The sequence below is a fragment of the Roseicella frigidaeris genome (assembly GCF_003258945.1).
Taxonomy (GTDB): Bacteria; Pseudomonadota; Alphaproteobacteria; order Acetobacterales; family Acetobacteraceae; genus Paracraurococcus; species Paracraurococcus frigidaeris.
The window spans coordinates 30,986-55,661 of the sequence record NZ_QLIX01000025.1; the positions used below are offsets into that span (position 1 = coordinate 30,986).

Consider the following 24,676-nt stretch of genomic DNA (forward strand, 5'->3'; position numbering starts at 1 on the left):
CGGGCTGGGCCGCCTGGGCCCTGCCGTCACGGCCGTCCCGGGCGGCGGCCGAGCCGCGACTGCGCCGGGCCGCGGCGCCCCGGCGGCCTCCCCCCGACAATGGCGGAGGGAGCATCGGCCGATCGGAGCCTCGGTGCGGTGAAGGCCCGGCTGGCCGAGCGGGAGCCGTGGCCGCAGGCGATGCAGCGGGACCTCGCGGAGGATCGGCGGCTGGTCGAGGATTGGCGCGGGGCGCGGCGCGCAACCCGTTGAAGCGGGTGCGGAATGGTCGGAGCGGCGGGATTTGAACCCACGACCCCCAGTCCCCCAGACTGATGCGCTACCAGGCTGCGCTACGCTCCGACGCCGGGCGGATTAGCACCGGCGGCGCCGCGCCGCCAGCCCCCCGCTGCATTACGCCTCCTGGGCCTGCCGCCGCAGCACGTGCTTCTGGATCTTGCCGGTCGAGGTGCGCGGCAGTTCGGCGAAGAGAATCCGCTTCGGCGCCTTGAAGCCGGCCATCAGCCCGCGGCAATGCGCGATCAGCTCCGCCTCGGTGGCGCTGGCGCCGGGCCGCAGCTCGACGAAGGCGCAGGGCACCTCGCCCCATTTGTCGTCCGGCCGCGCCACCACCGCCGCCAGCATCACCGCCGGGTGCTTGTAGAGCGCATCCTCCACCTCGATGGAGGAGATGTTCTCGCCGCCCGAGATGATGATGTCCTTGGAGCGGTCCTTGAGCTGGATGTAGCCGTCCGGGTAGCGCACGGCGAGGTCGCCGGTATGGAACCAGCCGCCGGCGAAGGCCTTCGCCGTCGCCTCGGGGTCCTTGAGATAGCCCTTCATGACGACGTTGCCGCGCATCATCACCTCGCCCAGCGTCACGCCATCGGCGGGGACGGGCTCCAGGCTGTCGGGGTCGAGCACGGCGAGGGATTCGAGCGCCTGGTAGCGCACGCCCTGGCGCGCCATCAGCTTCGCCTGCTCCGGCGCCGGCAGCGCGTCCCAGGCGGTGTTCCACTCGTTCACCACCGCCGGGCCGTAGCATTCCGTCAGGCCATAGACATGCAGCACCCCGAAGCCGGCCTCGCGCATGGCGGCCAGCACCGCCTCGGGCGGCGGCGCCCCGGCGACGACGAACTGCACCCGGTGGGGCAGCGGCCGCTTCTGCGCCGCCGGCGTGTCCAGCAGCGTCGCCATCACCACCGGCGCGCCGCACAGATGCGTCACGCCATGCTCGGCCATCAGCGCCCACATCGCCGGGCCGCGCACGGCGCGCAGGCAGACATGGGTGCCGGCGACGGCGGTGACGGTCCAGGGGAAGCACCAGCCGTTGCAGTGGAACATCGGCAGGGTCCAGAGATAGACCGGATGCCGCGCCATGCTGGCCGAGAGCACGTTGCCGGTGGCGAGAAGCTGCGCCCCGCGATGGTGGTAGACCACGCCCTTCGGCTTGCCGGTGGTGCCGGAGGTGTAGTTGAGGGTGATGGCGTCCCATTCGTCGCGCGGCGGCTGCCAGGCGAAACCGGGATCGCCCTCCGCCAGCAGCGCCTCGTAATCGAGGCCGCCCATGCCGTTGGCCCGGGCCTCCGGCGCGGCCTCGGGATCGTCCACCTCGATGACCAGGGGCTTCGCCGTGCATTGGGTGAGGGCGAGGCGCAGCAGCGGCACCAACTCGCGGTCGACGAGGATCGCCTTCGCCTCGCCATGGTCGAGGATATAGGCGATGGTCGCGGCGTCGAGCCTCGTGTTCAGCGTGTTCAACACCGCCCCGGCCATCGGCACGCCGTAATGGCATTCCAGCATCTCGGGGATGTTCGGCAGCAGCGCCGCCACCGTGTCGCCGCGGCCGATCCCGCGCCCGGCGAGCGCCGAGGCCAAGCGCACGCAGCGGTCCCGCAACTCGCGGTAATTCCGCCGCAGCGCGCCATGCACCACCGCGCACTGCTCCGGGAAGACCGCGGCGGCCCGCTCGAGGAAGAGCAGCGGCGTCAGCGGCTGGTGGTTCGCGGGATTGCGGGCGAGCCCGGTCTCGAAATCGGCCATGGGGAGCGTCCTACCGATGCCGCCATTCCGGCGCGCGCTTGCCGAGGAAGGCGCCGATCCCCTCGGCGGCATCCTCGGCCAGCAGGTTCTCTACCATGATCGTACCGGCCTCGGCATAGGCCTCGGCCAGGGGCAGCGTCGCCTGGCGGTGGAAGCCGCGCTTGCCGAGGCGGAGCGCGACGGCCGAGCGGGCGGCGACGCGCCGGGCGAGGTCGAGCGCGGCCGGCAGGGCCTCGCCGCGCGGCACCAGGCGGTTGACCAGGCCCATGCGGTGCGCCTCGGCGGCCGGGACCATCTCGCCGAGCAGCAGCATCTCCATCGCCGCCTTCCGCGGCACGGCGCGGGCGAGGGCGACGCCGGGGGTGGTGCAGAACAGGCCGATATCGACGCCGGGAGTGCAGAACTTCGCGCTCTCGGCGGCGACGACGAGGTCGCAGCTCGCGGCGAGCTGGCAGCCGGCGGCGGTGGCGATGCCCTCGACGGCGGCGATCGCCGGCTGCGGCAGGCCGACCACCGCCTGCATCACCCGGTTGCAGGCGGCCATGGTGTCCTCGAAGAAGCCGCGGCCGGCATCGGCATCGCCGCGATGCGCGGTGATCTCCTTGAGGTCGTGCCCGGCCGAGAAGGCGGGTCCCTCGGCGGCGATGACGAGGCAGCGGATGCGGTCATCCGCGGCGATGCCGTCGAGCGCCGCCTGCAACGCCGCGAGCATGGCGCGGGAGAGGCTGTTGCGGGCGGCGGGACGGTTCAGGGTGAGCAGGGCGACCGGGCCCTGATCCTCGCGCAGCACCATGGCCTCGTTGGCTGCCGCGGCGGCGTGGTGGCTGGACATCGGCCCTCTCCCCCTCTCCTCGTCGGGGGAGAGGTAAGGCGGCAGGGTGCCGGGAGGCAATGGCGGCCGCCGGCCGTCAGGCCGGGGCCGGGCCGTGCTGCCGGTAGAGCGCCTCGGCGAGCGCCTTCAGCGCCGCATCCGCCCGCTCGCCGCCGATATTCGTCGCCATGACCATGGCGAAGTCGTGCCGTGGCTGCAGCATGACGAGCGCGAGGTTGAGGGTGTTGGAGCCGGCATGCTGCAGGAAGGGCTCGCGCGACCAGGGCTGGGCGAGCCGCCCCCAGCCGAGCGCGTAGCCGCCCGTCGCCGGCGTCCCGGGCGCCGCATCCGGCCGCGGCGGCAGGTCGATGACCGGCCGGTGCAGCAGCCGCAGCGTCTCCGGCGTCACCAGGGGCGGGCCGCGGCGGCCCTCGGCGGCGTGCCAGGCCGCCCAGGCGGCGAAATCGAGGATCGAGAGATGCACCGTCCCGGCCGGGCCGATGACCAGCGGATTGTCGCTATTGGGCCCGGCCAGCATCGGCTCGGGCGCCGCCTCCTGCCGCCAGCGATGGCCGAGCGGCGCATCCACCCGGCCGAGCCGCGCCGCCGGGCCGAAGCCGGCCGTGGCGAGGCCGAGGGGGTCGAAGATCCGCTCGGCGACCAGCTCCTCCCAACTCCGGCCGGTCGCGCGTTCGGCGATGGCGCCGGCCATGACGTAGCCGAGATTGGAATAGGCGAAGCGGCTGCCGGGCGGGGCGGCGAGGGGCTGCCGGCCCCAGGCCTGCACCAGCCAGTGCCGCAGCGAATCGAGATTGCCCGGCTGCAGGTAGGATTGCCCGAGCAGGCGCTCGAAGACCTCGTTGTCGGAGGGCAGGCCACTGGTATGCGAGAGGAGCTGGGTCAGCGTCACCCCGGCGAGGCCGGGATCCATGCCGGCGGCGAGGTCGGGCAGGCCTTCGCCCAAGGTGGTGTCCCAGCGCAGCCGGCCCTGCTCGACGAGCATGGCCAGCAGCAGCGAGGTCATCGCCTTGGTGTCCGAGCCGATATGGAAGGCGTCGTCCAGGCGGACCGGCGCCTCGCGGCCCCAGCAGCGGGTGCCGACCGCGCCGGCGCCGAGCAGCTTGCCCTCCCGCACCAGGGCGGCGGCGAGGGCGGGCAGCCGGTATTCCGCCAGCATCGGCGCGAGGAGCGGATCGAGGCTCGCCGCGCCCTCCGGCAGCGCGACGGCTGGCCCGGCCGCGGCGAGGGTGAGGGCGCTGGCCCATCCCAGCAGGTGTCGGCGGCGCATGGCGAGGGTCCTTCCGCGGCTGCGGCGATGGTGCCGCGGCCGGGGCCGCCATGGCCAGCGGAAGGAGGATGGGCGGCGGCCCGGGGCGCGGGCCGCCGGCCCCGGTCAGGCGGGGGTGAACATCGTCGCCGGCGGCGAGTCGCCCTGGGTCGGCTTGAAGACCACCTTCACCTTCTGGCCGATCTTCAGGCTGTCGAGGTCGCAATCGACGATGTTGGTGAAGACGCGCACGCCCTCATCCAGCTCGACATAGGCGACGCAATAGGGCTCCTTCGTCCGCATCACCGTGTAGGTGTAGATGGTGCCGGTGCCCTTGGCCTCCACCAGCTCGACATTGTTCGAGAGGGTGAAGGGGGAGCAGCCGCGCGGATACCAGAAATGCTTGTTGGTGTCCTTGCAGAGCCCGATCAGCAGCCGGCCTTCGCGCGCGGCGTCGAAATAGGGCTTGTTGGTCGGGTCCACCTGGATGGCGGGAAGCTGGCGGTTGGAAGCGGGCGTCGCCATGGTGATCACTCCCTCTCCAGGATGACGGTGGCGCTGCCATGGCGGGTGCCGAGCAGCCCGCCGGTGCCATGTGCGAGCGCCAGGGTGCAGCCGGGCACCTGGACCTTCGGATGCGCCTCGCCGCGGAGCTGGCGCACCGCCTCGATCACCTTGGTCATGCCGCCGCGATTGGCCGGGTGGTTGTTGCAGAGCCCGCCGCCATCGGTGTTGAAGGGCAGCTTGCCGGTGCCGGAGATGAGGTTGCCGTCGGCAACGAACTTGCCGCCCTGGCCCTTCTCGCAGAAGCCGAGATCCTCGAGCTGGATCAGCACCGTGATGGTGAAGCTGTCGTAGATCGAGGCGTACTGGATGTCCGCAGGTCGGACGCCGGCCTCCTCGAAGGCGCGGGGGCCGGAGAAGCGGGCGCCGGAATAGGTCAGGTCGGTATAGCCGGCATTCTGGTTCTTGGTCGCCTCGCCATGGCCTTTGATCTTGACCAGCGGCCGCTTCAGGCTCTTCGCGATCTCCGGCCGGGTGATGATCAGCGCGCCGCCGCCATCGGAGATGACGCAGCAATCCAGCCGGTGCAGCGGGTCGGAGATCATGGGCGAGTTCACCACGTCCTCGACCGTCACCACCTTGCGGAGCATGGCGTGCTCGTTCCACTGGGCGTGGTGGCTGGCCGCCACCTTGATCCAGGCGAGCTGCTCGGAGGTGGTGCCGAACTCGTACATGTGCCGCATGGCGCAGAGCGCATAGGCATTGGCGACGGTGCGGCCATAGGGGATCTCGAAGGGATCGTCCGGGACGTTCACGCCCCAGCTCCGCGGCGCCGTGCCGGTCGCCATCGCCTCGGCCCGCGGCCGGCCGGCCAGGGTGACGAGGGCGACGTTGCACTGGCCGAGCGCGATCGCCTCCAGCGCATGGCCGACATGCAGCACGTAGGAGGAGCCGCCGACATCGGTGCTGTCGAGGTGCCGCAGCTTGGTCAGGCCGAGATAGTCGGCCATGTTGAGCGGGCCGAGGCCGGGCGCCGCGCCGGTGCAGAAATAGCCGTCGACATCGTCCTTGGTCAGCCCGGCATCCTGCAGGGCGCCATAGGCGACCTCGGCATGCAGCTGCGCCACCGACGTGTTGTCGGCCTTGCGCGTCGGGTGCTCATAGGCCCCGGCGATATAGGCCTTGCCACTGATGCTCATGGGCGTCGCGGCCCTCCCTTTGCTTCGCTAGCTATCTATGGGGGCCGCAGCCTCTCCGGGACGCGCCCCGGCGTCAAGCCGGGGCGGGCCGGTCGCGGCGCGCTATTTCAGCCCGCCGCCGAGGAATTGCCGCAGCTCGGGCGTCTCCGGCGCGCCGAAGATCCGCTCCGAGGGGCCCATCTCCCAGACCTTGCCCTGGTGCATGAAGACGGTGGTGGTCGCCACCCGCCGCGCGAAGCCCATCTCATGCGTCACCAGCAGCATGGTCATGCCGTGCCGCGCGAGGCGCTCCATCGTCGCCAGCACCTCGCCGGTGAGCTCCGGGTCGAGGGCGCTCGTCACCTCGTCGAACAGCATCACCTTCGGCCGCATGGCGAGCGACCGGGCGATCGCGACGCGCTGCTGCTGCCCGCCCGAGAGGTTGTCCGGCCAGGCGTCGAATCGCTCGGCGAGGCCGACCTCGGCCAGCGTCTCCTCGGCCCGCGACCGTGCCTCGGCCTTGGAGACGCCGAGGACGATGCGCGGCGCCAGCATGATGTTCTCGCCGACGCGCAGATGCGGGAAGAGGTTGTAGCTCTGGAAGACGATGCCGACATCCTTGCGCAGCTCGCGCAGGCCCTTGCCGCTCGGATCGATGCTGTGGCCCGAGACCTCGATGCGGCCGGACTGGATCTGCTCCAGCCCGTTGATGCAGCGGAGCAGGGTCGACTTGCCGGAGCCGCTGCGGCCGATGATGGCCACCACCTCGCCCCCCTCGACCGCGAGGTCGATGCCCTTCAGCACCTCCACCGCGCCGAAGCGCTTGTGGACGCCCTCAACCTGCACGACGGGCATGCAGCCTCCCTTCCAGACGCCGGGCCAGAAGCGAGATCGGCCAGCAGATGACGAAGTAGATCGCCGCCACCGTCCCGAAGACCTTGAAGGGTTGGAAGGTGGCGTTGTTGACCAGGTTGCCGGCGCGGGCCAGCTCCACCACGCCGATGATCGAGACGATGGAGGTGTTCTTCACCAGCTGCACCAGGAAGCCGACGGTCGGCGGGATGGCGATCCGCATCGCCTGCGGCAGGATGACGTAGCGGTATTGCTGCGGCCGGGAGAAGGCCAGCGCCGAGGAGGCCTCCCATTGCTGCCAGGGCACCGCCTGGATGCTGCCGCGCCAGATCTCGCCGAGGAAGCCGCTGGCATAGAGCGCCATGGAAACGGTGGCGGCGATCAGCGGCGGCAGGTCGAATCCCGCCAGCGCCAGGCCGTAATAGCTGAGGAAGAGCAGCATCAGCACCGGCACGCCCTGGATCACCCCGATCCAGCCGGCGGCCAGCGCCCGCAGCGGCGCGAGGCGGGAGGTGCGGGCGAGGGCGACGAGGAAGCCGAGCAACCCGCCGAGCAGCATCGACATCACCGTCAGCAGCAGCGTCCAGCGCGCCGAGGCCAGGATGAAGAGGAATTCGGATTGGGTGAACTGGCGGATCATCGTCCCACCTGCCCGCGCAGCCGCCCGAGGCCGGAGCCGGCCGGGAACAGCACCGCGCCGAGGCCGGCGAGCAGCAGCCGCAGCAGGATGGCGAGCGCCAGGTAGATCAGGGTGACGGTGATGTAGACCTCGAAGCTGCGGAAGGTCTCGGATTCCACGTTCGCCGCCTGGGCCGAGAGCTCCTGCACCGAGATGAAGGAGCAGACCGAGGTGGAGAGCATCATCAGCACGAACTGGCTCGACAGCGCCGGCCAGACCCGCGCCAGGGCCGGGGCCAGCACCACGTGGCGGAAGACCTGCCAGCGCGTCATGGCCAGCGACAGCCCGGCCTCGATCTGGCTGCGATGCACGCTCTCGATGCCGGCGCGGACGATCTCGGTCGCATAGGCGCCGAGGTTGAGGATGATGGCGGAGAGCGCCGCCTGCTCGGCCGAGAGCCGGATGCCGATGCTCGGCATGCCGAAGAAGATGATCAGCAGCTGCACCAGGAAGGGCGTGTTGCGCACCAGCTCGACATAGGCGTCGACCAGGATGCGCGTCGCCCGGCCGCCGAGGCCGCGCAGCATGGCGAGCAGGATGCCGAGCAGGGCGCCGCAGAGGATGCCGATGCCGGCGAGCTGCAGCGTCAGCCACAGCCCGTCCAGCAGCGCGTCCATCCGGGCGAAGACCGGCTGGAACTGGAATTGGAAGCCCATGCGGGGTCAGAAGACGGGAAGGTCGGGCGGCAGCGGGCTGCCGGTCCATTTCTGGGCGATGTCGTCCAGCTCGCCCGAGGTCTTCATGTAGTAGATGGTGTTCTGCAGCCATTGCCGCATCTCGAACTGGTCCTTGCGGACCGTCATGCAATTCGGCTGGTTGAACAGCAGGAACTTGGTCTCGAGGCCGGCATCGGGCCGGGTCTTGGCGATGTCGCCGCCGATGGTGTCGGGGATGCCGACCGCATCCACCTGGCCGACGATCAGCGCCTGGGCCGAGGTCGCGTCGTCCTCGAAGCGCACCACATTGGTGCCCTTCGGCGCCTTGCGCACCAGCGCCTGCTCCTGCGGCGTGCCGCGCGGCACGCCGACGCGCTTGCCGGCGAGGTCCTCGATCTTGGAAATCGGGCTGTCCTTCTTCGCCATGATCATCATGCGGAAGGCGCTGTAGGGCATGGTGAACATCACCGTCCGCGCCCGCTCCGGCGTGGCGCCGAGCGTCGCGCAGAGGAAATCCACCCGCCCGGCCTCCAGCGCCGGGATGCGCGAGGGCGGGGTGAGGGAGGAGATCTCCGCCGGCACGCCCAGGTAGAAGGCGAGTCGATTCGCCAGGTCGATGTCGTAGCCGACCGCATTGCCCTGCGGATCGACCATGCCGAAGGGCGGCGCGCCGGTGACGACGCCGATCCGCGCCTTGCCGCGCTTCATGATGTCGGCCGGGCCGATCGGGCCGGATTGCTGCGCCTTCGCCTCCGAGGCGAGGAAGGCGAGGCCGGGCAGCAGCGCGGCGCCGCGGAAGAGGTGCTTGCGCGAGATCATTCGTTTCCTCCCTGGACGAGGTCGCCCCCGCTAGACCACGCTTGTGAGGCCGCCGTCAACATAGAGGAGGTGGCCGTTCACGTAGCTCGAGGCGTCGGAGGCGAGGAAGACCGCGGCGCCCGCCAGCTCCGGCAGCTCGCCCCAGCGCCCGGCCGGGGTCCGCTTGCACAGCCAGTCGTTGAAGGCGGCGTCGGCGCGCAGGGGCGCCGTCAGCTCGGTGCTGAAATAGCCCGGGGCGATGCCGTTGCATTGCAGCCCGTGCTGCGCCCAGTCGGCGCACATCGCCTTGGTCAGCATGCTGATGGCGCCCTTGGAGGCGGTATAGGGGCCGGTGGTCGGCCGGCCCAGCATACTCATCACGCTGCAGGTGTTGATGATCTTGCCACGGCCGCGGGCGATCATGCCCTTCGCCACCGCCCGGGCGCAGTAGAAGGCGCTGTGCAGGTTGGTGGCGATCACCTCGTGCCAGGTCGCGTCCGGCATCGCCTCCAGCGCGCCCCGCAGGTTCACCCCGGCATTGTTGCAGAGGATGTCGATCGGGCCGAACTCCGCCTCGATCCGCGCCACCCCGGCCTCGACCGCCTGGCTGTCGGTGACGTCGAAACCGGCGGTGCGGGCGGCGATGCCCGCCTCCCGCAGCCCGGCCGCCGCCCGTTCCAGCTTCGCCGCGTCGCGGCCGTTCAGCACCACCTCCGCCCCCGCCTCGCCGAGGCCGCGGGCGAGGGCCAGCCCGATCCCCTGGCTGGAGCCGGTGAGGAGGGCACGCCGGCCCGACAGGTCGAATAGGTTGCGCGCCATGCATCCCTCCCGCGCCGGGCGTTGGCGCCCGGCCATGATCTGCTCTACAGCCGCCGAGACAAGCAGGGGAGGCATGCATGGACAAGCCTGAGCTTCTGGTCATGGGCGTCCTCCCCGACTGGGACCTGGGGCCGATGGCCGAGCGCTACACGCTGCGCCTGCTCTACGAGGCGCCGGACCCGGAGGCCTTCCTGGCGGCGCATGCGGCGGCGATCCGCGGCATCGTCACCAAGGGCGAGATCGGCGCCTCGGCGGCCCTGATGGGACGCCTGCCGCGGCTCGGCATCGTCGCCTGCTACGGCGTCGGGATCGATGCCATCGACAAGGGCTGGTGCGCCGCCCATGGCATCCCGGTGACCAACACGCCGGACGTGCTGACCGAGGATGTGGCGGACATGGCCTTCGCCCTGCTGCTGGCGGCGGCGCGGGAGATCCCGCGCGCCGATGCCTGGGTGCGGGGCGGCGCCTGGACGAGCGAGGGCTCGATGCCGCTCACCACGCGCGTCTGGGGCAAGCGGCTCGGCATCGTCGGGCTGGGGCGGATCGGCCAGGCCGTCGCCCGCCGCGCCGAGGGCTTCGGGATGGAGATCGCCTATAGCGGCCGCGCCCCCAAGGCGCATCTGCCCTACCGGCACTACCCGACGCCCGCCGCCCTGGCGCCGCATGTCGACATCCTGCTCTGCACGGCGATGGGCGGGCCGGCCACCGAGGGGCTGATCGACCGCGCCGCCTTCGAGGCCCTGCGGCCGGGGGCGATCTTCGTCAATGTCTCGCGCGGCTCCTGCCTCGACGAGGCGGCGCTGCTCGACGCCCTGCGCAGCGGCCGCATCGCCCGTGCCGGCCTCGACGTCTTCCACAACGAGCCGGCGATCGACCCGGCCTTCGCCACCTTCCCCCATGTCGTGCTGGCGCCGCATGCGGCGAGCGGCACGGTCGAGACCCGCAAGGCGATGGGACAGCTCATGCAGGACAACCTGGCAGCCTTCTTCGCCGGCCGGCCGCTGCCGACGGAGGTGCGGTGATGGCGGACGAGGCGATGGCCCCGCAAGGGCATGGCGGCCGCGCGGTGGTCATCCACGCGCCGCGCGACCTGCGGATCGAGGAGCGCCCGGCCGGCGCGCCCGGCCCCGGCGAGGTCCGCATCCGCATCCGCGCCGGCGGCATCTGCGGCTCCGACCTGCATTACTACCAGCATGGCGGCTTCGGCGCGGTGCGGCTGCGCGAGCCGATGGTGCTCGGCCATGAGGTGGCGGGCGTGGTCGAGGCGGTGGGGGAGGGGGTGACGCATCCCGGCCCCGGCACCGCCGTCGCGGTCAATCCCAGCCTGCCCTGCGGCGCCTGCCGCTTCTGCCATGCCGGCCAGCCGAATCACTGCCTCGACATGCGCTTCTACGGCAGCGCCATGCGGCTGCCGCATGTGCAGGGCGGCTTCACCGAGAGCCTGGTCTGCGAGGCGGCGCGCGCCGTGCCGCTGCCGGACGGCATGGATGTGACGCTCGCCGCCTTCGCCGAGCCGCTCTCCGTCTGCCTGCATGCGGCGCGCCAGGCCGGGCCGCTGCTGGGGGCGCGGGTGCTGGTGACCGGGGCCGGGCCGATCGGCGCGCTCGCCATCGCCGTCGCCCGGCAGGCCGGGGCACGGGAGATCGTCGTGACCGACCTGCTCTCGGCGCCGCTGCTGGCGGCGCGGCGCATGGGGGCGGACCGCGCCATCGCGGTTGCCGAGGACCCGGACGCGCTGCGCGGCTACTCGCTCGACAAGGGGCATTTCGACGTGGCCTTCGAGGCGAGCGGCAGTGCGGCGGCGCTGAAGACGGCGATCGAGGTGGCGCGCCCCGGGGCGGTGATCGTGCAGCTCGGCCTCGGCGGCGACGTGTCCCTGCCGCTCTCGACGCTGGTGGCGAAGGAGATCGCGCTGCGCGGCACCTTCCGCTTCCAGGAGGAATTCCCGCTCGCGGTCGAGCTGCTCGGCCGCCGCGCCATCGACCCCATGCCGCTGCTGACCGCGACCCTGCCGGTGGAGGAGGCGGTCGCCGCCTTCGAGCTCGCCGGCGACCGGGGCAAGGCGATGAAGGTGCAGCTCGCGTTCTAAACCGGGAGGTGGCTTCGGCCCCCTCCGACCTTCAGTCCCCCGACGGATGCGCGGCGTCAGTAGAGCGTCGGGATCGCGGCATCGACCGCGACCTCGACCAGCATCGGCCCCTCCGCGCGCAGCGCCGCGGCCAGCGCCTCGGCGAGCGGCGCCGGCTCCGTCACCCGCAAGCCGGGGCAGCCCATGCCCCGGGCGAGGGCGACGAAATCGAGCCCCGGCAGCTCGATGCCCGGCACGCCCTCGGTGCCCAGCACCCGGCCGAAGCTGCGCATGGCGCCGTAGCCGCCATTGTTCAGCACCACCACGGTGAGCGGCAGGGCGTGCTGCGCCGCGGTCCAGAGCGCCTGGATGGAATACATCATCGAGCCGTCGCCGATCACCGCCACCACGCGCCGGCCGGGCCGCGCCAGCGCCACGCCGACCGCCGCCGGCAGCGCATAGCCGAGCCCGCCGCTCGCCATGGTGAAGAAGCCGCCCCAGTCGCGGATCGGCAGATGCGCCTGCATCGCCGGCCGGTGCGAGGGCGCCTCCTCGACGATGATGGCGCCCGCCGGCAACAGGGTGGCGAGGCGGTGGAACAGGTATTCCGCGCCAATCGGGCTCGCCGCCGGCGGCGCTGCCGGCCGGGCGCGTGCCGGCGGCGCGGCGCGCCCCATCTCGCACGCCGTCTGCGGCAGCAGGGCGAGCAGCGCATCGAGGCCGAGGCGCAGGCTGCCCTGGAGGCCGGTGCCGATCGCCGCGGCCGCCAGCGCCTCGCCATCCGGCGTGATCTGGAAGAGCGGGATGCCGGCCCGGAAGAGCGGGCAGTCGCCGGCGACATGGAAGGTGAAGACCGGCGCGCCGAGCACCAGCACCAGGTCGTGCGGCGCGAGCGCGGCCGAGACCGCCGGCGGCGCCGCGGCCAGATGGCCGGCGAAGAGCGGATGCGTCTCGGGGAAGGAGAGGCGGCTGCTGAAGGGGCTGGCCCAGGCGGGGGCGCGCAGCCGCTCGGCCAGGGCGACCGCGGCCTCGCCGGCGCCCTCGGCATCCACCTCCGGCCCGATGACCAGCACCGGGTTCCGCGCCGCCGCCAGCGCCGCCGCGCAGTCGGCGAGCGCCGCCGGATCGGGCGCCATGTCCCGGCTGACCCGGCGCGGCGGCAGCGGCGCGGCCTCGGCGCCCCAGTCGTCGCTCGGGATGGAGACGAAGCAGGGGCCGCAGGGCCGTTGCAGGGCGATATGCGCGGCATGCGCCAGCGCCGCCGGCACATCCGCGGCGCGGGCCGGCTCGCAGGACCATTTCACATAGGGTTTCGGGAAGCTCGCCGCCTCGCTGGCGCCAAGGAAGGGGTTCAGCGGCAGCAGGCTGCGCGCCTGCTGGCCGGCGGTGATGACCAGCGGCGCCTGGTTGCGATGGGCGGTGAAGACATTGCCGAGCGCATGCCCGACCCCGGCGGCGGAGTGCAGGTTGCAGAGGGCGACGCGGCCGCTGGCGCGGGCATAGCCATCGGCCATGGCCACCACGCTCGCCTCCTGCAGGCCGAGGACGTAGCGGATATCGTTCGGCCAGCGGTCGAGGAAGCCCAGCTCGGTCGAGCCGGGATTGCCGAAGACGGTGGTCATGCCGCAATCCCGCAGCAACGCCATGGTTGCCTGCCGCACCGTCGCCATGCGGTTCCCCTCCCTGCCGAGGCCTTCTTCCTCCTGCGAAGCCGGCCGGCCCGCAAGATGCTGGCGGGCGGGGCCAGCCCCGTGGCAGGTTATGGACTAACCAGAAGGTTCATAACCATGCCGGATACCGCCCTCCCGCCGCGCCCGCGGCAGCGCGACCCCGACCAGACGCGCCGCAGCATCCTCGACGCCGCGCTCACCGAATTCGCCGAGAAGGGCCTCTCCGGCGCCCGGGTGGACGAGATCGCCGCCCGGACCGCCACCACCAAGCGCATGATCTACTACTATTTCGGCAGCAAGGAGGGGCTCTACGCCGCCGTCCTCGAGGAGATGTATGGCGGCATCCGCGATGCCGAGCAGGCGCTCGACCTCGGCAGCCTCGACCCGGTCGCGGGCATGCGGCGGTTGGTGGAGATCACCTTCGACTATCATGCCGCGCATCCGGAATTCGTCCGCATGGTGGCGGTGGAGAACATCCACAACGCCCGCCATCTGGAGCACGCGCCCCTGGTGGCCGACCGCAACGACACCGTCATCCGCACCCTGCGCGACCTGCTCGACCGCGGCGAGCGGGAGGGCGTCTTCCGGCCCCGCATCGATGCCGTCGACCTGCACATGCTGATCAGCGGCTTCTGCTTCTACCGGATCTCGAACCGGCACACGCTGCAACGCATCTTCGGCCGCGACCTCACCGCCCCCGCCCATGTCGCGGCGCATCGGCGCATGATCACCGAGGCGGTGCTCGCCTGGCTGCGGCCGGAGGGGTGATACTGGCCCTTCAGCCGCCGGCGACCATCGCGGCGAAATGCGCCTGCATGCGCGCCGCATCGGGCTCGCGCCCCGAGAAGAGGCGGAAGGCGTGCACCGCCTGGAACACCGCCATGCCGCCGCCATGCGCGGTGCGGCAGCCCTTCGCCCGCGCCACCCGCAGCAGCGGCGTCTCCAGCGGGAAGTAGACGATCTCGCTCACCCAGTGCCGCGGCTGCAGCAGCGCGGGATCGAGCGGCAGGCCGGGATGCGCCGCGGTGCCGGTCGGCGTCGCATGGATCAGCCCATCCGCCTCGGCCATGGCGGCGGCGAGGTCGGTGCCGGCCACCGCCCGCCCCGTGCCATGCCGGTCGCAGAGCGTCGCCGCCGCCGCCTCGGCGCGGCCGCGGTCGATGTCGAACAGGGTGAGGCGGCCGATGCCGAGCCGCATCGCCGCTTCCGCCACCGCCGTGCCGGCCCCGCCGGCGCCGAGCTGCACCGCCCGGTCGAGCGGCACATCCGGCAGCAGGTGCCGGAAGCCCTCGGCGAAGCCGCTGCAATCCGTGTTGTGGCCGATCCGCGCGCCGTCGCGCAGCACGACCGTGTTCACCGCACCAAGCGCCGCCGCTTCCGCCGAGAGGCCCGAGAGCAGGGGGATCACCGCCTGCTTGCAGGGATGCGTGATGTTGAGCCCGTCGAACCCCATCCGCTCGGCCGCCGTCAGCAGCTCCGGCAGCGCCGCGGCATCGAGGCCGAGTGTGGTGAGGTCGATCAGGCGGTAGACGCAGCCGATGCCCTGCGCCGCCGCCTCGCGCATGTGCATGGCCGGGGTGCGGGAGAGCTGGATGCCGCTGCCGATCAGCCCCAGCAGCAGCGGGCGCGGCGCGGCGGACGGGGCGGGGGAGGACATGCGTTCGGCTCCGGATTCAGGCTTGCGGGCTTTATGTACTATCTGGTACGTACACGTCAACGCACCTGCCGGCCGGACCGGTCGGCGAGGGAGGACAGGAGGACGTCATGAGCATCACCCGTCGCCAGTTCGGCGCCGCAGCCGCCCTGCTCGGCCTCGCCGCACGCCCCGCCGGGGCCGAGGACTATCCCGGCAGCCGGCCCGTCACCCTCGTCGTCGCCTGGGCGCCCGGCGGCTCGACGGATTTCGTCGCCCGCGTCCTCGCCCAGGGCATGTCGGCGGCGCTGCCCGGCAATGTGGTGGTGGACAACCGCCCCGGCGCCAGCGGCACCATCGGCCATGCCTCGGTCGCCCGGGCCCGGCCGGATGGCTACACCCTGCTGCTCGGCGTGAACTCGACCTATGCCATGGCGCGGCACCTCTTCCCGCAGCGCGGCTATGACGACGAGAAGGCCTTCGCCGGCATCGGCCGGGTCGCCACCACGCCCATCTTCCTCTGCGTCACCCCGAAGCTCGGCCTCCGCGATATCGGGGCGCTCGTCGCGCTGGCCAAGAAGCAGCCGGGCAAGCTCTCCTACGCCTCCTCCGGCGCCGGCTCCTCGGCCCATCTGGCGACGGAGCTCTTCCTCCGCTCGGCCGGGATCGAGGTGCAGAACGTCACCTATCGCGGCGGCGCCCCGGCCGTGCAGGCGCTGATCGCCGGCGAGGTCGAGATGGCCTTCGTCGATGCGGTGACGGCGTTGCCGCTGATCGCCACGCAGCAGGTCACGGCGCTCGGCGTCTCCTCGCCGCAGCGCAACCCGCTGGCGCCGGCGATCCCGACCATCGCCGAGAGCGGCTATCCGGGCTACGAATGCTCCTCGGATTTCGCCCTGCTCGCCCCCGCCGGCACGCCGGCGCCGATCATCCGGCAGCTTGCCGCCGCCAAGGCCACGGCCCTGCGGCAGCCGGAGGTGGTGGAGAAGCTGCGCAACGGCTCGATCTTCCCCGATATCGGCACGCCCGAGGCCTGGCCGGAGCAACTGGCGGCGGAGAGCGCGAAATGGGGCGAGGTGATCCGCTCGCGCGGCATCACGCTCGAATAGGCGGCGGCCCGGCAGGCCGCGTTTCGGGCCGCACTGCGTTAAGGCGGCAGGGGGGATGGAGGTCGGGGAGGCGCCCGCCCGGCGCCCCCGTGCCGCGGAGAAGCCCGGCGCAGCCGCGCCGCAGAGAAGCCCGGCGCAACCGCGCCTTAGAGAAGGAGGAGACCACGCATGTCGGACCCCGTGCCCTTCCGGCCCTTCCAGGCCGGCACCCAGCCGCCCCTCGACCATGCGGCCTATGGCAGCACCCGCCTGCGGCATCCGACGCGGCCGCTGCGCCGCCTGCCGCAGACGGTCAGCGAGACCACCGGCCCGGCCTTCACCCCGGCGCTCTTCCCCGAGATCGCCGACATGACCCGGCAGGGGCAGGCGGCGCCGCTCGGCGAGCGGATCATCGTCGCCGGCCGCGTCACCGACGAGGACGGGCGGCCGGTGCCGAACACCATGATCGAGGTCTGGCAGGCCAATGCCGCGGGCCGCTACGCGCATCCGCGCGACACGCATGACGCGCCGGCCGATCCGAATTTCCCCGGCGAGGGCCGCATCTTCACCGATGCCGAGGGACACTACCGCTTCGTCAGCATCAAGCCGGGCGCCTATCCCTGGCGCAACCACCACAATGCCTGGCGGCCGGTGCACATCCATTTCTCGCTCTTCGGCAGCGGCTTCGCGCAGCGGCTGATCACCCAGATGTACTTTCCCGGCGATCCGCTGTTGGCGCTCGACCCCATCTATCACGCCGTCCCGGACGCCGCGGCGCGGGAGCGGCTGGTGAGCCGCTTCGACCTCGACATCACCGAGCCGGAATGGGCGCTCGGCTACCGCTTCGACATCGTGCTGCGCGGCCGCGGCGCGACGCCCTTCGAGGATGGGGAGACGCAGTGATGCCCGCCGCCACCGCCAGCCAGACCATCGGCCCCTACTGGCACCTGATCGAGCATGCGGAATGGGCCGACCTGACGCGCTTCGGCGCCGAAGGCGAGCGCATCACCGTCACCGGCCGCGTCACCGATGGCGAGGGCGCGCCGGTCAGCGATGCCGCGGTCGAGATCTGGCAGTCGAGCCCGCCGGCGGACGGGCATTTCCCCGGCTATGGCCGCGCCGCGACCGATGCCGAGGGGCGCTTCCGCTTCACCACCCTGAAGCCGCAGGCCGAGCCGGGCCTCGGCAACCAGACCCAGGCGCCACATCTCTCGGTGGTGCTGCTGGCGCGCGGGCTGATGACGGCGCTGCGCACCCGGCTCTACTTCGAGGGCGAGGCGCTGAACGAGACCGACCCGCTGCTCTCGGCCATCGCCGATCCGGCCGAGCGCGCGACCCTGATCGCCCGCCCCGCCGGGCCGGGGGGCTGGACGCTCGACATCCGGCTGCAGGGCGAGGGCGAGACGGTCTTCCTCGAGGTGTGATTCCGGCCGGGCGGCAGGCCGTCGCCAGGCAAGACGCGGAGAGCCAGGGATGCCGCTGCCGAAATCGATCGCCACTGTCTGCCTGAGCGGCGCCCTGCCGGACAAGCTGGAGGCCGCCGCCGCCATCGGCTTCGACGGCGTCGAGATCTTCGAGAACGACCTGCTGACCTATGACGGCTCGCCAGCGGAGGTCGGCCGCCTCTGCCGCGACCTCGGACTCTCGATCGCCCTCTACCAGCCCTTCCGCGATTTCGAGGCGATGCCGGAGCCCCTCCGGCGCCGCAACCTCGACCGGGCGGAGCGGAAATTCGACACCATGCAGCAGCTCGGCGCCGAGTTGCTGCTCGTCTGCAGCAACACCCAGCCCGCCACCCTGCCGGAGCCGGAGCGCGCCGCGGCCGATCTGCGCGAGATGGCCGGGCGCGCCGCCCGGCGCGGGTTGCGCGTCGGCTACGAGGCGCTCGCCTGGGGCCGGCAGGTCAGTCTCTGGCGGCAGGCCTGGGAGATCGTGCGCGCGGCCGACCACCCGGCGCTCGGCCTGGTGCTCGACAGCTTCCACACCCTCGCGCGCGGCGACAGCCTGGCGGGGCTGGAGGCGGTGCCGGCCGAGAAACTCTTCTTCCTGCAATTGGCCGATGCGCCGAAGCTCGCCCTGGACGTGCTGTCCTGGAGCCGGCATTTCCGGCTCTTCCCCGGTCAGGGCGAGCTGCCGGTCGCGGAGTTCCTGCGCGACGTGCTGCGCGCCGGCTATCGCGGGCCGGTTTCGCTCGAGATCTTCAACGACGAGTTCCGCGCCGCGCCGGTGCGCCGCATCGCCCGCGACGGGCTGCGCAGCCTGATCTGGCTGGACGATGTGATCCAGGCCGAGGCGCCGCCGGCCACCGTGCCGGCTGCGCCGCTGCCGGCCGCACCGATGCTGGATGGCATCGAATTCGTCGAATTCGCGGTGGACGAGCCGGCCCGCGCCGCGCTGGGCGAGTTCCTCGGCACCCTCGGCTTCCATTGCGCCGGCCGGCACCGGTCGAAGGCGGTGGAGCTGCAGCGCCAGGGGGGCGTCAACCTGGTGCTGAACAGCGAGCCGGACAGCGCCGCCGCCGAGCGGTTCGAGATGTTCGGCCCGGCGGTCTGCGCCATGGCGCTGCGGGTGGATGACCCGGCCCGGGCCCTGGCCCGCGCCCAGGCGCTGCTCAGCCCCGCCTGGCAGGAGCCGGTGGGGGAGGGCGAGCAGCGCATCCCGGCCATCCGGGCGCCGGATGGCACGCTGATCTACCTGCTGCGCCCCGGCGCGGAGATCTGGGCGGATGATTTCGCGCTGCGGCCGGAGGCGCCGGCGGTGCCGCCCCTGACCGGCATCGACCATGTGGTGCAGGCGCTCGCCCCCACCCATTTGGATGGCTTCGTGCTCTTCTATCGCAGCGTCTTCGGCCTGCAGCCGGAGCCCTTGCTGGAACTGCCCGATCCCTTCGGCATCGTCCGCAGCCGCACCCTCGCGGCGCCGAACCGCAGCCTCCGCCTGCCGCTGAACGTCTCGGAGAGCCGACAGACCACGACTGGGCGCTTCGTCTCGGCCTATGCCGGGGCGGGCGTGCACCACATCGCCTTCGCCACGCCGGATGCCGCGGCGCTGGTCGCCGCCATGCCGGCGGCTCCGCTGCTCGACATCCCCGAGAATTACTACGACGACCTCGAGGCCCGCTTCGGGCTGGACGATGCGGCGCTGTCCGCGCTGCGCCGGGGGCACCTGCTCTACGACCAGGATGGCCAGTCCGGCGCCTTCCTGCACGCCTATAGCCGGACCTTCCAGGATCGCTTCTTCTTCGAGGTGGTCGAACGCCGCGGCGGCTACGACCAGTATGGCGCGCCGAATGCCGCGGTGCGCATGGCGGCGCAGTCGCGGCATCGGGGCTGAGGCGGCGCAGGGACGGGTCTTGCCGGCCGCCGGCCGAGCGGCGAGCCTCGCGCCATGCAGCCGATCCCTCAGCCGGTCCGCGACCATGCGGGCCTGATCCTCGCCGATACGCTCGGCGCCATCCTGGCCGGGCACCGCGAGCCGGAGCTGCGGGCCATCACCGCCCGGCATGCGACCGGCGGCGTGCCGCTGCTCGGCGCGGCGGCCGCGGCGCCGCCGCCCATGGCCGCCTTCCTCACCGGCCTCGCCGGCACCGCCGTCGAGCTGGATGAGGGCAACTACCCGGCCGGCGGTCATCCGGCGATCCATGCCATCGCCCCGGCCCTGGCCGAGGCGGCGGCGCGCGATGCCAGCGGCGAGGCGCTGCTGACCGCCTGCATCCGCGGCTACGAGGCGGGTTCGCGGGTGGGCCATGCCATGCGGCTGCGGCCGGCGGCGCATCCGCATGGCACCTGGGGCGTCATTGGCGCCGCCGCCGCGGTCGCCAGCCTGCGCGGCCATGACGCGGCGAGGACGCAGCGGGCGCTCGACCTCGCCGCCAGCCTCGGCCTCGCCACCAGCGCCACCGCCTCGCTGCGCGGCGGCTCGGTGCGCAACGTCTATGCCGGGGCGGCGGCGCAGAACGGGCTGCTGGCGGTCGACCTGGCCGAGGCCGGCCTCACCGGCGAGCCCGGGGGCATCCCGGTGGTCTTCGGCCAGGTGATCGGCGAGGCCTGGGACGAGGCCGCCTATGCCGCCGGCGCCTCGCGCTGGTTCATCCTGGAGAGCTTCCTGAAGCGGCAGGCCTGTTGCCGCGAGACCCAGGGCGCGCTGGAGGCGATCGAGGCGCTGCTGGCCGAGGCGCCGGTCGCGCCCGAGGCGGTGACGGCGATCGAGGTCGAGACCTTCCACTCCGCCTCGTTGCTCGACGAGCGGGCGCCGGCGGCGCCGATCGCCGGCCGCTTCTCCATCCCCTTCGCGGTGGCGACGCGGCTGCTGCGCGGCGATGCCTGGATCGGCGATTTCGCGCCCGAGGCCATCGCCGATCCGGCGATCCGGGCCCTGGCCGCCCGGGTGGCGGTGCGGCACGACCCGGCGCTGACGGCGCGCCAGCCGGCGGAGCGGGTCTGCCGGCTGGCGCTGCGGCTCGCCGATGGCACGGTGCGGCGACGCGAGGTGATCGGCACCGCGGGCGATCCCGACCGGCCGCATCCGGAGGCGGTGCTGCAGGCGAAGTTCCGCCGCTGCGCCGAGCCGGGCTTCGGCCCCCGCTGGCGCGAGCTCTGGGAGATGGCGCGGCAGCCGGACCGCCTGCCGCGCGCCGCCGCGCTCTTCGCCGCCTTCCGGCCCTGAACCGGCGGCGCCGGCCGGCTACTCCGCGGCTTTGGCCGGCCGCGCCGCCTGCTCCATGGCGCGGCGGATGCGCACCGCCTCGCTGCTCTCGTCGAGCGCCACATCGGCGGCGGTGACGATGCCGCCCGCCTTCACCGCGCGCTTCAGCGGCACGCCATGGGCGAGGCCGATCGGCAGCGCGCCGAGGGCGAGGGAGCGCTGCGCCGGGATGCATTTGCCCCAGACCATGGCGCCGCCCTCGCCATCCAGCACCTCGCCGGCCGCGAGGTCGCGCTTGGCCGTCGCCGCCACATCGCCCCGCCAGGCATCGGAGCAGCCGGTGGGCTCGCGCCGCAGCGCCGCCGAGGCGACGGAGATGCCGAGCTCCAGCCCGATGAAGTGATAGGGCCGCCACAGCGCCGCGTAACGGCCGGAGGGGTCGGTGGCGACGCCGTATTCCGCGAAGCAGCGGCGGATGTAGTCGGTCTCGCCCTCGAACACCGCATAGACGCCCCAGCGGAGATCGCCCACCACCGGCCTTCCGTCGCGCTCGAGCGAGGAGATCACCTCCACCCGGCCGCGGCTGCCGGCGAAGACCCGCGGCAGGTCCTGCGTGCCGCAGGGCGGGAAGGCGAGCCCGTCCTCCGGCGGCTCGAGGCCGGTGGCATTGGCGATCGCCGCCATCTCGATGCCGGACTTCGTGCCGTCGAGGAAGGAGTTGAACATCTGCGGGTTCATGCCGCCGAGCCGCGCCTGCTCCTCGCTCAGCCCGTAATGCCCCCAGACCGTGGCGGGCGTGCTGGCATGGTATTCGGGGAGGTATTTCGTGCCCTTGCCGGCTGCGACGACCGTGAAGCCCTCGGCCCGCAGCGTGTCCACGATCTCGCAGACCAGCGAGGGCTGGTCGCCATAGGCCATGGAATAGACCGTGCCGGCGGCGCGGGCGCGCTCGGCGAGCAGCGGCCCGGCCAGCACATCCGCCTCGACATTGACCATGACGATGTGCTTGCCGTGCTCGATCGCGGCCAGCGCGTGGCGGATGCCGGCGGCCGGATGGCCCGTGCATTCGACGATGACCTCGATGCGCGGATCGCCCATCAGCGCCATCGCATCCTCGGTCAGCGCCGTGGCGCCGCTGCGATGCGCGGCATCGAGATTCGGCGCGGCGTATTTGGCCTCCGGCCAGCCGATGCGGGCGAGGGCGTCGCGGGCCCGCGGCAGGGCCAGGTCGGCGATGCCGACGACATGCATCCCCGGGGTGCGCTGCGCCGCGGCGAGGAACATGGAGCCGAATTTGCCGGCGCCGATCACGCCGACCGTCACGGGCTTGCCGGCCGCCTCGCGCGCCTGGAGCATCCTGTGCAGATTCATTCTCGTTTCCCCCGATGGCTCCCTCTGGCCGGTCCCCATGCCCCGCGCCCGTCGGCGGGCGGGGAGGGGGCGCCGGAGGCGGCGGCCCGTATCGTTGCGGCGCGCCCCGCGGGCCGCCTGCGCCCGAGCCTAGAACGGATCGTCGCCCGGCGGAACGCTCGCAGCCGGCCCGCCTTGACCTGCGGCCGGCCAGGCCGGAGCGTGCGGCACGGCTTGGGGGAGGATGGCATGCGCGTCGCGGTGATCGGGCTGGGCAGCATGGGGATGGGCGCGGCGCTGAACCTGCTGCGGGCGCCGGGGCTGGAGGTCGCGGGCTGCGATCCGCGCCCCGCGGCACAGGCGGAGTTCGTCGCGGCCGGCGGCAGCGCGGTCGGCCGCGCCGCCGATCTGCCCGAGGGCACTGAGGCGGTGCTGCTGCTCGTGGTCAATGCGGCGCAGGCGGCGGCGGCGCTGTTCGGCCCGGAGGGCGCGGCGCCGCGCCTTGCCCCAGGGGCGGTGATCGTCAATTCCTGCACCCTGGCGCCGGAGGATGCCCGCCGCCTCGCCGCCGAGGCGGAGGCGCGCGGGCTGCTCTATGTCGATGCCCCGGTCTCGGGCGGCGCGGCCGGCGCCCGGGCGGGGCAGATGACGGTGATGGCCTCCGGCAGCGCCGCGGCCATGGCGAAGGCGGCGCCGCTGCTGGCCGCCATCGCCAAGAAGGTCTGGCACCTGGGCGAGGCGCCGGGCCTCGGCGCGACCATGAAGGTGGTGCACCAGCTCCTCGCCGGCGTGCATATCGCGGTCGCCGCCGAGGCCATGGCGCTCGGCATCAAGGCGGGACTCGACCCGCAGCGGCTCTTCGAGATCGTCACCGGCGCGGCCGGCAATTCCTGGATGTTCGAGAACCGCATGCCGCATGTGCTGGAGGGCGACGAGACGCCGCGCTCGGCGGTCGACATCTTCGTCAAGGATCTCGGCCTGGTCGGCGACCTGGCGCGCGACGTCGCCTTCCCGACGCCGCTGGCGGCGCAGGCGCACCAGCTCTTCGTGGCGGCGCGGGCCCAGGGGCATGGCGGCAAGGACGATGCCTTCGTCATTCGCGCCTACCAGGCGCTGACCGGCATAAGGCTGCCGAAGGAGGGCTGAGGGCGGCGCCCCGGCCGGTGGGACGGCCCGGCGGGGGGCACCCCAGGCCGGTAGCAAGTCGTGAACGAAGGGTGAACTTTCCCGCTTGCCTATGAGTTCGCGCTTTGTTCCAATCGGGCCATGCAGACCCAGGCCCTCCTCGATGGCTTCGCCATCCCACCCTGTCCCCGGCCGGCCCGCGCGGCACCGGCGTCATGGCGCGAGCAGGTCCGCCTGGCGACGCCGGCGATGCGCGGCGCCTGGCACCGCCTCGGCCCGGTGCAGGAGGCGAGCCTCGTTGGCATCGTCAGCCTGCTGGCCTTCTGGAGCCTGGCCGAGTTCGCCCTCTGGCTCGAGCGGCTCTGACGGAGAGGGGGCCGTCCTGACGCGCCGCCCTCCGGGCACCTGACCCCGGCCGATCGCCCGTCTGGCCGCGCAAGCGTCGCCACGGCCTGCGCGCAGGGCGCGACGCGGTTTTGCGGGCGCCTTTAACCGCGGCTTCACCCCGGTCCGGCGAGATTGCGGCCGTGGTCCCGGACGAACCGGGGCTCGGCAACGGAAGGGGAAAACCCGCATGCCCTTGAACTCGGTGAATACCAATACAGGCGCGATGATCGCGCTGCAGTCGCTCAACCGAACGGCCGATGAGCTGACCGCGACCCAGAAGCGCATCTCGACCGGCTACCGCGTCTCCGACGCCAAGGATGACGGCGCGGCCTATGCGGTGGCCGAGCGGGTGCGGGGCGAGATCGCCGCGACGCAATCCGCCAATGAGCAGCTCGGCGGCGTCAAAGGCCTGCTCGACGTCACCAATGCGAGCCTCAACAACGTCTCCGACACGCTGAAGACGCTGAAGACCATCGTCGTCAAGCTCGCCGACGGCACCATCACCAGCGACCAGAAGGCCCAGTACCAGAGCCAGGTGAAGGAGCTGACCAGCAACATCAAGTCCTTCATCCAGGATGCGAACTACAACGGGCAGAACATCCTGACCCCGAGCAACGCCACCCTGACCAGGACCGTCGTGCGCAACGGCGCCGGCGACAACTACACCTTCAGCGCCTATGCCGCGCTGACCAACATCTACAACAACATCGCCGGCGCCAATTCCTGGTCCGCCGAATCCGCCGCCGCGGCGGTCACCAACGGCGGCGCGCTGACGCAGGCGATCAGCAACACGCTCACGCAGCTCAACAATTTCGGCAGCTACTCCAACTATATCGACAGCCAGATCACCTACAACAAGGCGAAGATGGACGCGCAGGAAAGCGGCCTCGGCGCCCTGGTCGATGCCGACCTCGCCAAGGAATCCGCCAAGCTGCAATCGCTGCAGATCCGCCAGCAGCTCGGCACCCAGGCGCTCAGCATCGCCAACTCGGCGCCGCAGTCGCTGCTCAGCCTGTTCCGCTAGACCACGATCCGCTCACCCCGGTTCGCGGACCATGGTCTAGCGCGGTGTTTGGTCGCGTGAGTCGCGCCTTCGCTGCGTCCCTCTCAGGCGATCACGCTCCA

The 24,676-nt window shown here is 72.4% G+C and carries 24 protein-coding genes and 1 tRNA gene; 11 read left to right on the plus strand and 14 right to left on the minus strand.

Annotated elements, in window-relative coordinates; all coding sequences use genetic code 11:
- Positions 1-265 precede the first annotated feature (265 nt).
- The 11 genes from DOO78_RS22175 to DOO78_RS22225 all read right to left on the minus strand — a co-directional run bounded on the left by DOO78_RS22175 (position 266) and on the right by DOO78_RS22225 (position 9,586).
- A tRNA-Pro gene (locus tag DOO78_RS22175) sits at positions 266-342 on the minus strand.
- 51 nt (positions 343-393) lie between these two features.
- Positions 394-2,022 carry an acyl-CoA synthetase gene (locus DOO78_RS22180; RefSeq protein WP_111472072.1) on the minus strand — a complete coding sequence of 543 codons (1,629 nt, stop codon included), beginning with the start codon at positions 2,020-2,022 and terminating at the stop codon, positions 394-396.
- A 10-nt stretch (positions 2,023-2,032) separates the two neighbouring features.
- The gene (locus DOO78_RS22185; protein WP_111472073.1) at positions 2,033-2,854 is read right to left on the minus strand and encodes an enoyl-CoA hydratase; all 822 of its coding nucleotides are present in this window, start codon (positions 2,852-2,854) and stop codon (positions 2,033-2,035) included.
- 76 nt (positions 2,855-2,930) lie between these two features.
- Positions 2,931-4,121, minus strand: coding sequence for a serine hydrolase domain-containing protein (locus tag DOO78_RS22190; RefSeq protein WP_111472074.1), 1,191 nt, complete (start codon positions 4,119-4,121; stop codon positions 2,931-2,933).
- A gap of 105 nt (positions 4,122-4,226) precedes the next feature.
- The gene (locus DOO78_RS22195) at positions 4,227-4,625 is read right to left on the minus strand and encodes a Zn-ribbon domain-containing OB-fold protein (RefSeq protein ID WP_111472110.1); all 399 of its coding nucleotides are present in this window, start codon (positions 4,623-4,625) and stop codon (positions 4,227-4,229) included.
- A gap of 5 nt (positions 4,626-4,630) precedes the next feature.
- Positions 4,631-5,803 (minus strand): thiolase domain-containing protein, encoded by a 1,173-nt coding sequence (locus tag DOO78_RS22200; protein WP_111472075.1) that lies wholly within the window; start codon positions 5,801-5,803, stop codon positions 4,631-4,633.
- A gap of 102 nt (positions 5,804-5,905) precedes the next feature.
- Positions 5,906-6,637, minus strand: a complete 732-nt coding sequence (locus tag DOO78_RS22205; protein ID WP_111472076.1) for an amino acid ABC transporter ATP-binding protein — start codon at positions 6,635-6,637, stop codon at positions 5,906-5,908.
- Complete coding sequence (locus tag DOO78_RS22210; protein ID WP_111472077.1) at positions 6,618-7,274, minus strand: amino acid ABC transporter permease; 657 nt, start codon at positions 7,272-7,274, stop codon at positions 6,618-6,620. Before DOO78_RS22210 ends, DOO78_RS22205 begins: the two co-directional genes overlap by 20 nt.
- Entirely contained in the window at positions 7,271-7,969 is a 699-nt protein-coding gene (locus DOO78_RS22215) for an amino acid ABC transporter permease (protein ID WP_111472078.1), read from the minus strand. The genes DOO78_RS22210 and DOO78_RS22215 overlap by 4 nt, the downstream gene beginning before the upstream one ends.
- A gap of 6 nt (positions 7,970-7,975) precedes the next feature.
- A complete protein-coding gene (locus tag DOO78_RS22220; protein WP_111472079.1) occupies positions 7,976-8,788 on the minus strand; it encodes a transporter substrate-binding domain-containing protein in 813 nt (270 codons plus the stop codon).
- Between the two features lie 30 nt (positions 8,789-8,818).
- Positions 8,819-9,586, minus strand: coding sequence for an SDR family oxidoreductase (locus DOO78_RS22225; protein ID WP_111472080.1), 768 nt, complete (start codon positions 9,584-9,586; stop codon positions 8,819-8,821).
- A 77-nt stretch (positions 9,587-9,663) separates the two neighbouring features.
- Between DOO78_RS22225 and DOO78_RS22230 the strand changes: the two genes are divergently transcribed.
- Both DOO78_RS22230 and DOO78_RS22235 read left to right on the plus strand, forming a co-directional pair.
- Positions 9,664-10,608: a 2-hydroxyacid dehydrogenase gene (locus DOO78_RS22230; RefSeq protein ID WP_111472081.1), complete on the plus strand. Its 945-nt coding sequence runs from the start codon at positions 9,664-9,666 to the stop codon at positions 10,606-10,608.
- On the plus strand, positions 10,608-11,675 hold the full coding sequence (locus DOO78_RS22235; RefSeq protein ID WP_111472082.1) for an L-idonate 5-dehydrogenase: 1,068 nt from the start codon (positions 10,608-10,610) through the stop codon (positions 11,673-11,675). Before DOO78_RS22230 ends, DOO78_RS22235 begins: the two co-directional genes overlap by 1 nt.
- Before the next feature lie 56 nt (positions 11,676-11,731).
- Here the strand turns inward: DOO78_RS22235 and mdlC are convergent, their stop codons facing one another.
- A complete protein-coding gene (mdlC, locus tag DOO78_RS22240; protein WP_111472083.1) occupies positions 11,732-13,324 on the minus strand; it encodes a benzoylformate decarboxylase in 1,593 nt (530 codons plus the stop codon).
- Between the two features lie 117 nt (positions 13,325-13,441).
- Between mdlC and DOO78_RS22245 the strand changes: the two genes are divergently transcribed.
- The gene (locus tag DOO78_RS22245; RefSeq protein WP_111472084.1) at positions 13,442-14,092 is read left to right on the plus strand and encodes a TetR/AcrR family transcriptional regulator; all 651 of its coding nucleotides are present in this window, start codon (positions 13,442-13,444) and stop codon (positions 14,090-14,092) included.
- 10 nt (positions 14,093-14,102) lie between these two features.
- On the opposite strand, the gene DOO78_RS22250 is transcribed toward DOO78_RS22245, so the two are convergent.
- Positions 14,103-14,981 carry a shikimate dehydrogenase gene (locus tag DOO78_RS22250; RefSeq protein WP_111472085.1) on the minus strand — a complete coding sequence of 293 codons (879 nt, stop codon included), beginning with the start codon at positions 14,979-14,981 and terminating at the stop codon, positions 14,103-14,105.
- Positions 14,982-15,088: 107 nt separating this feature from the next.
- Between DOO78_RS22250 and DOO78_RS22255 the strand changes: the two genes are divergently transcribed.
- The 5 genes from DOO78_RS22255 to DOO78_RS22275 all read left to right on the plus strand — a co-directional run bounded on the left by DOO78_RS22255 (position 15,089) and on the right by DOO78_RS22275 (position 20,710).
- Positions 15,089-16,066 carry a Bug family tripartite tricarboxylate transporter substrate binding protein gene (locus DOO78_RS22255; RefSeq protein ID WP_111472086.1) on the plus strand — a complete coding sequence of 326 codons (978 nt, stop codon included), beginning with the start codon at positions 15,089-15,091 and terminating at the stop codon, positions 16,064-16,066.
- Positions 16,067-16,234: 168 nt separating this feature from the next.
- Complete coding sequence (gene pcaH, locus DOO78_RS22260) at positions 16,235-16,948, plus strand: protocatechuate 3,4-dioxygenase subunit beta (RefSeq protein WP_111472087.1); 714 nt, start codon at positions 16,235-16,237, stop codon at positions 16,946-16,948.
- The gene (pcaG, locus tag DOO78_RS22265; RefSeq protein ID WP_111472088.1) at positions 16,948-17,469 is read left to right on the plus strand and encodes a protocatechuate 3,4-dioxygenase subunit alpha; all 522 of its coding nucleotides are present in this window, start codon (positions 16,948-16,950) and stop codon (positions 17,467-17,469) included. The genes pcaH and pcaG overlap by 1 nt, the downstream gene beginning before the upstream one ends.
- A 49-nt stretch (positions 17,470-17,518) precedes the next feature.
- Positions 17,519-19,378: a bifunctional sugar phosphate isomerase/epimerase/4-hydroxyphenylpyruvate dioxygenase family protein gene (locus tag DOO78_RS22270; RefSeq protein ID WP_111472089.1), complete on the plus strand. Its 1,860-nt coding sequence runs from the start codon at positions 17,519-17,521 to the stop codon at positions 19,376-19,378.
- Between the two features lie 54 nt (positions 19,379-19,432).
- Complete coding sequence (locus DOO78_RS22275; protein WP_111472090.1) at positions 19,433-20,710, plus strand: MmgE/PrpD family protein; 1,278 nt, start codon at positions 19,433-19,435, stop codon at positions 20,708-20,710.
- Between the two features lie 18 nt (positions 20,711-20,728).
- Here the strand turns inward: DOO78_RS22275 and DOO78_RS22280 are convergent, their stop codons facing one another.
- On the minus strand, positions 20,729-22,060 hold the full coding sequence (locus DOO78_RS22280) for an NAD(P)H-dependent oxidoreductase (RefSeq protein ID WP_111472091.1): 1,332 nt from the start codon (positions 22,058-22,060) through the stop codon (positions 20,729-20,731).
- A 228-nt stretch (positions 22,061-22,288) separates the two neighbouring features.
- Here DOO78_RS22280 and ltnD point away from each other — a divergent pair, with 228 nt between their 5' ends.
- From ltnD to DOO78_RS22295, 3 genes are all read left to right on the plus strand, one after another.
- Complete coding sequence (gene ltnD / locus DOO78_RS22285) at positions 22,289-23,185, plus strand: L-threonate dehydrogenase (RefSeq protein ID WP_111472092.1); 897 nt, start codon at positions 22,289-22,291, stop codon at positions 23,183-23,185.
- A 120-nt stretch (positions 23,186-23,305) separates the two neighbouring features.
- Positions 23,306-23,530, plus strand: a complete 225-nt coding sequence (locus DOO78_RS22290) for a hypothetical protein (RefSeq protein ID WP_111472093.1) — start codon at positions 23,306-23,308, stop codon at positions 23,528-23,530.
- A gap of 208 nt (positions 23,531-23,738) precedes the next feature.
- Positions 23,739-24,575: a flagellin gene (locus DOO78_RS22295; RefSeq protein WP_111472094.1), complete on the plus strand. Its 837-nt coding sequence runs from the start codon at positions 23,739-23,741 to the stop codon at positions 24,573-24,575.
- Positions 24,576-24,676 lie beyond the last annotated feature (101 nt).

What these genes read in the sequence shown, in the direction of transcription:
- DOO78_RS22180 (WP_111472072.1), bottom strand. Translation starts at nt 2,022, where the DNA reads ATGGCCGATTTCGAGACCGGGCTCGCCCGCAATCCCGCGAACCACCAG.
- DOO78_RS22185 (WP_111472073.1), bottom strand. Translation starts at nt 2,854, where the DNA reads ATGTCCAGCCACCACGCCGCCGCGGCAGCCAACGAGGCCATGGTGCTG.
- DOO78_RS22190 (WP_111472074.1), bottom strand. Translation starts at nt 4,121, where the DNA reads ATGCGCCGCCGACACCTGCTGGGATGGGCCAGCGCCCTCACCCTCGCC.
- DOO78_RS22195 (WP_111472110.1), bottom strand. Translation starts at nt 4,625, where the DNA reads ATGGCGACGCCCGCTTCCAACCGCCAGCTTCCCGCCATCCAGGTGGAC.
- DOO78_RS22200 (WP_111472075.1), bottom strand. Translation starts at nt 5,803, where the DNA reads ATGAGCATCAGTGGCAAGGCCTATATCGCCGGGGCCTATGAGCACCCG.
- DOO78_RS22205 (WP_111472076.1), bottom strand. Translation starts at nt 6,637, where the DNA reads ATGCCCGTCGTGCAGGTTGAGGGCGTCCACAAGCGCTTCGGCGCGGTG.
- DOO78_RS22210 (WP_111472077.1), bottom strand. Translation starts at nt 7,274, where the DNA reads ATGATCCGCCAGTTCACCCAATCCGAATTCCTCTTCATCCTGGCCTCG.
- DOO78_RS22215 (WP_111472078.1), bottom strand. Translation starts at nt 7,969, where the DNA reads ATGGGCTTCCAATTCCAGTTCCAGCCGGTCTTCGCCCGGATGGACGCG.
- DOO78_RS22220 (WP_111472079.1), bottom strand. Translation starts at nt 8,788, where the DNA reads ATGATCTCGCGCAAGCACCTCTTCCGCGGCGCCGCGCTGCTGCCCGGC.
- DOO78_RS22225 (WP_111472080.1), bottom strand. Translation starts at nt 9,586, where the DNA reads ATGGCGCGCAACCTATTCGACCTGTCGGGCCGGCGTGCCCTCCTCACC.
- DOO78_RS22230 (WP_111472081.1), top strand. Translation starts at nt 9,664, where the DNA reads ATGGACAAGCCTGAGCTTCTGGTCATGGGCGTCCTCCCCGACTGGGAC.
- DOO78_RS22235 (WP_111472082.1), top strand. Translation starts at nt 10,608, where the DNA reads ATGGCGGACGAGGCGATGGCCCCGCAAGGGCATGGCGGCCGCGCGGTG.
- mdlC (WP_111472083.1), bottom strand. Translation starts at nt 13,324, where the DNA reads ATGGCGACGGTGCGGCAGGCAACCATGGCGTTGCTGCGGGATTGCGGC.
- DOO78_RS22245 (WP_111472084.1), top strand. Translation starts at nt 13,442, where the DNA reads ATGCCGGATACCGCCCTCCCGCCGCGCCCGCGGCAGCGCGACCCCGAC.
- DOO78_RS22250 (WP_111472085.1), bottom strand. Translation starts at nt 14,981, where the DNA reads ATGTCCTCCCCCGCCCCGTCCGCCGCGCCGCGCCCGCTGCTGCTGGGG.
- DOO78_RS22255 (WP_111472086.1), top strand. Translation starts at nt 15,089, where the DNA reads ATGAGCATCACCCGTCGCCAGTTCGGCGCCGCAGCCGCCCTGCTCGGC.
- pcaH (WP_111472087.1), top strand. Translation starts at nt 16,235, where the DNA reads ATGTCGGACCCCGTGCCCTTCCGGCCCTTCCAGGCCGGCACCCAGCCG.
- pcaG (WP_111472088.1), top strand. Translation starts at nt 16,948, where the DNA reads ATGCCCGCCGCCACCGCCAGCCAGACCATCGGCCCCTACTGGCACCTG.
- DOO78_RS22270 (WP_111472089.1), top strand. Translation starts at nt 17,519, where the DNA reads ATGCCGCTGCCGAAATCGATCGCCACTGTCTGCCTGAGCGGCGCCCTG.
- DOO78_RS22275 (WP_111472090.1), top strand. Translation starts at nt 19,433, where the DNA reads ATGCAGCCGATCCCTCAGCCGGTCCGCGACCATGCGGGCCTGATCCTC.
- DOO78_RS22280 (WP_111472091.1), bottom strand. Translation starts at nt 22,060, where the DNA reads ATGAATCTGCACAGGATGCTCCAGGCGCGCGAGGCGGCCGGCAAGCCC.
- ltnD (WP_111472092.1), top strand. Translation starts at nt 22,289, where the DNA reads ATGCGCGTCGCGGTGATCGGGCTGGGCAGCATGGGGATGGGCGCGGCG.
- DOO78_RS22290 (WP_111472093.1), top strand. Translation starts at nt 23,306, where the DNA reads ATGCAGACCCAGGCCCTCCTCGATGGCTTCGCCATCCCACCCTGTCCC.
- DOO78_RS22295 (WP_111472094.1), top strand. Translation starts at nt 23,739, where the DNA reads ATGCCCTTGAACTCGGTGAATACCAATACAGGCGCGATGATCGCGCTG.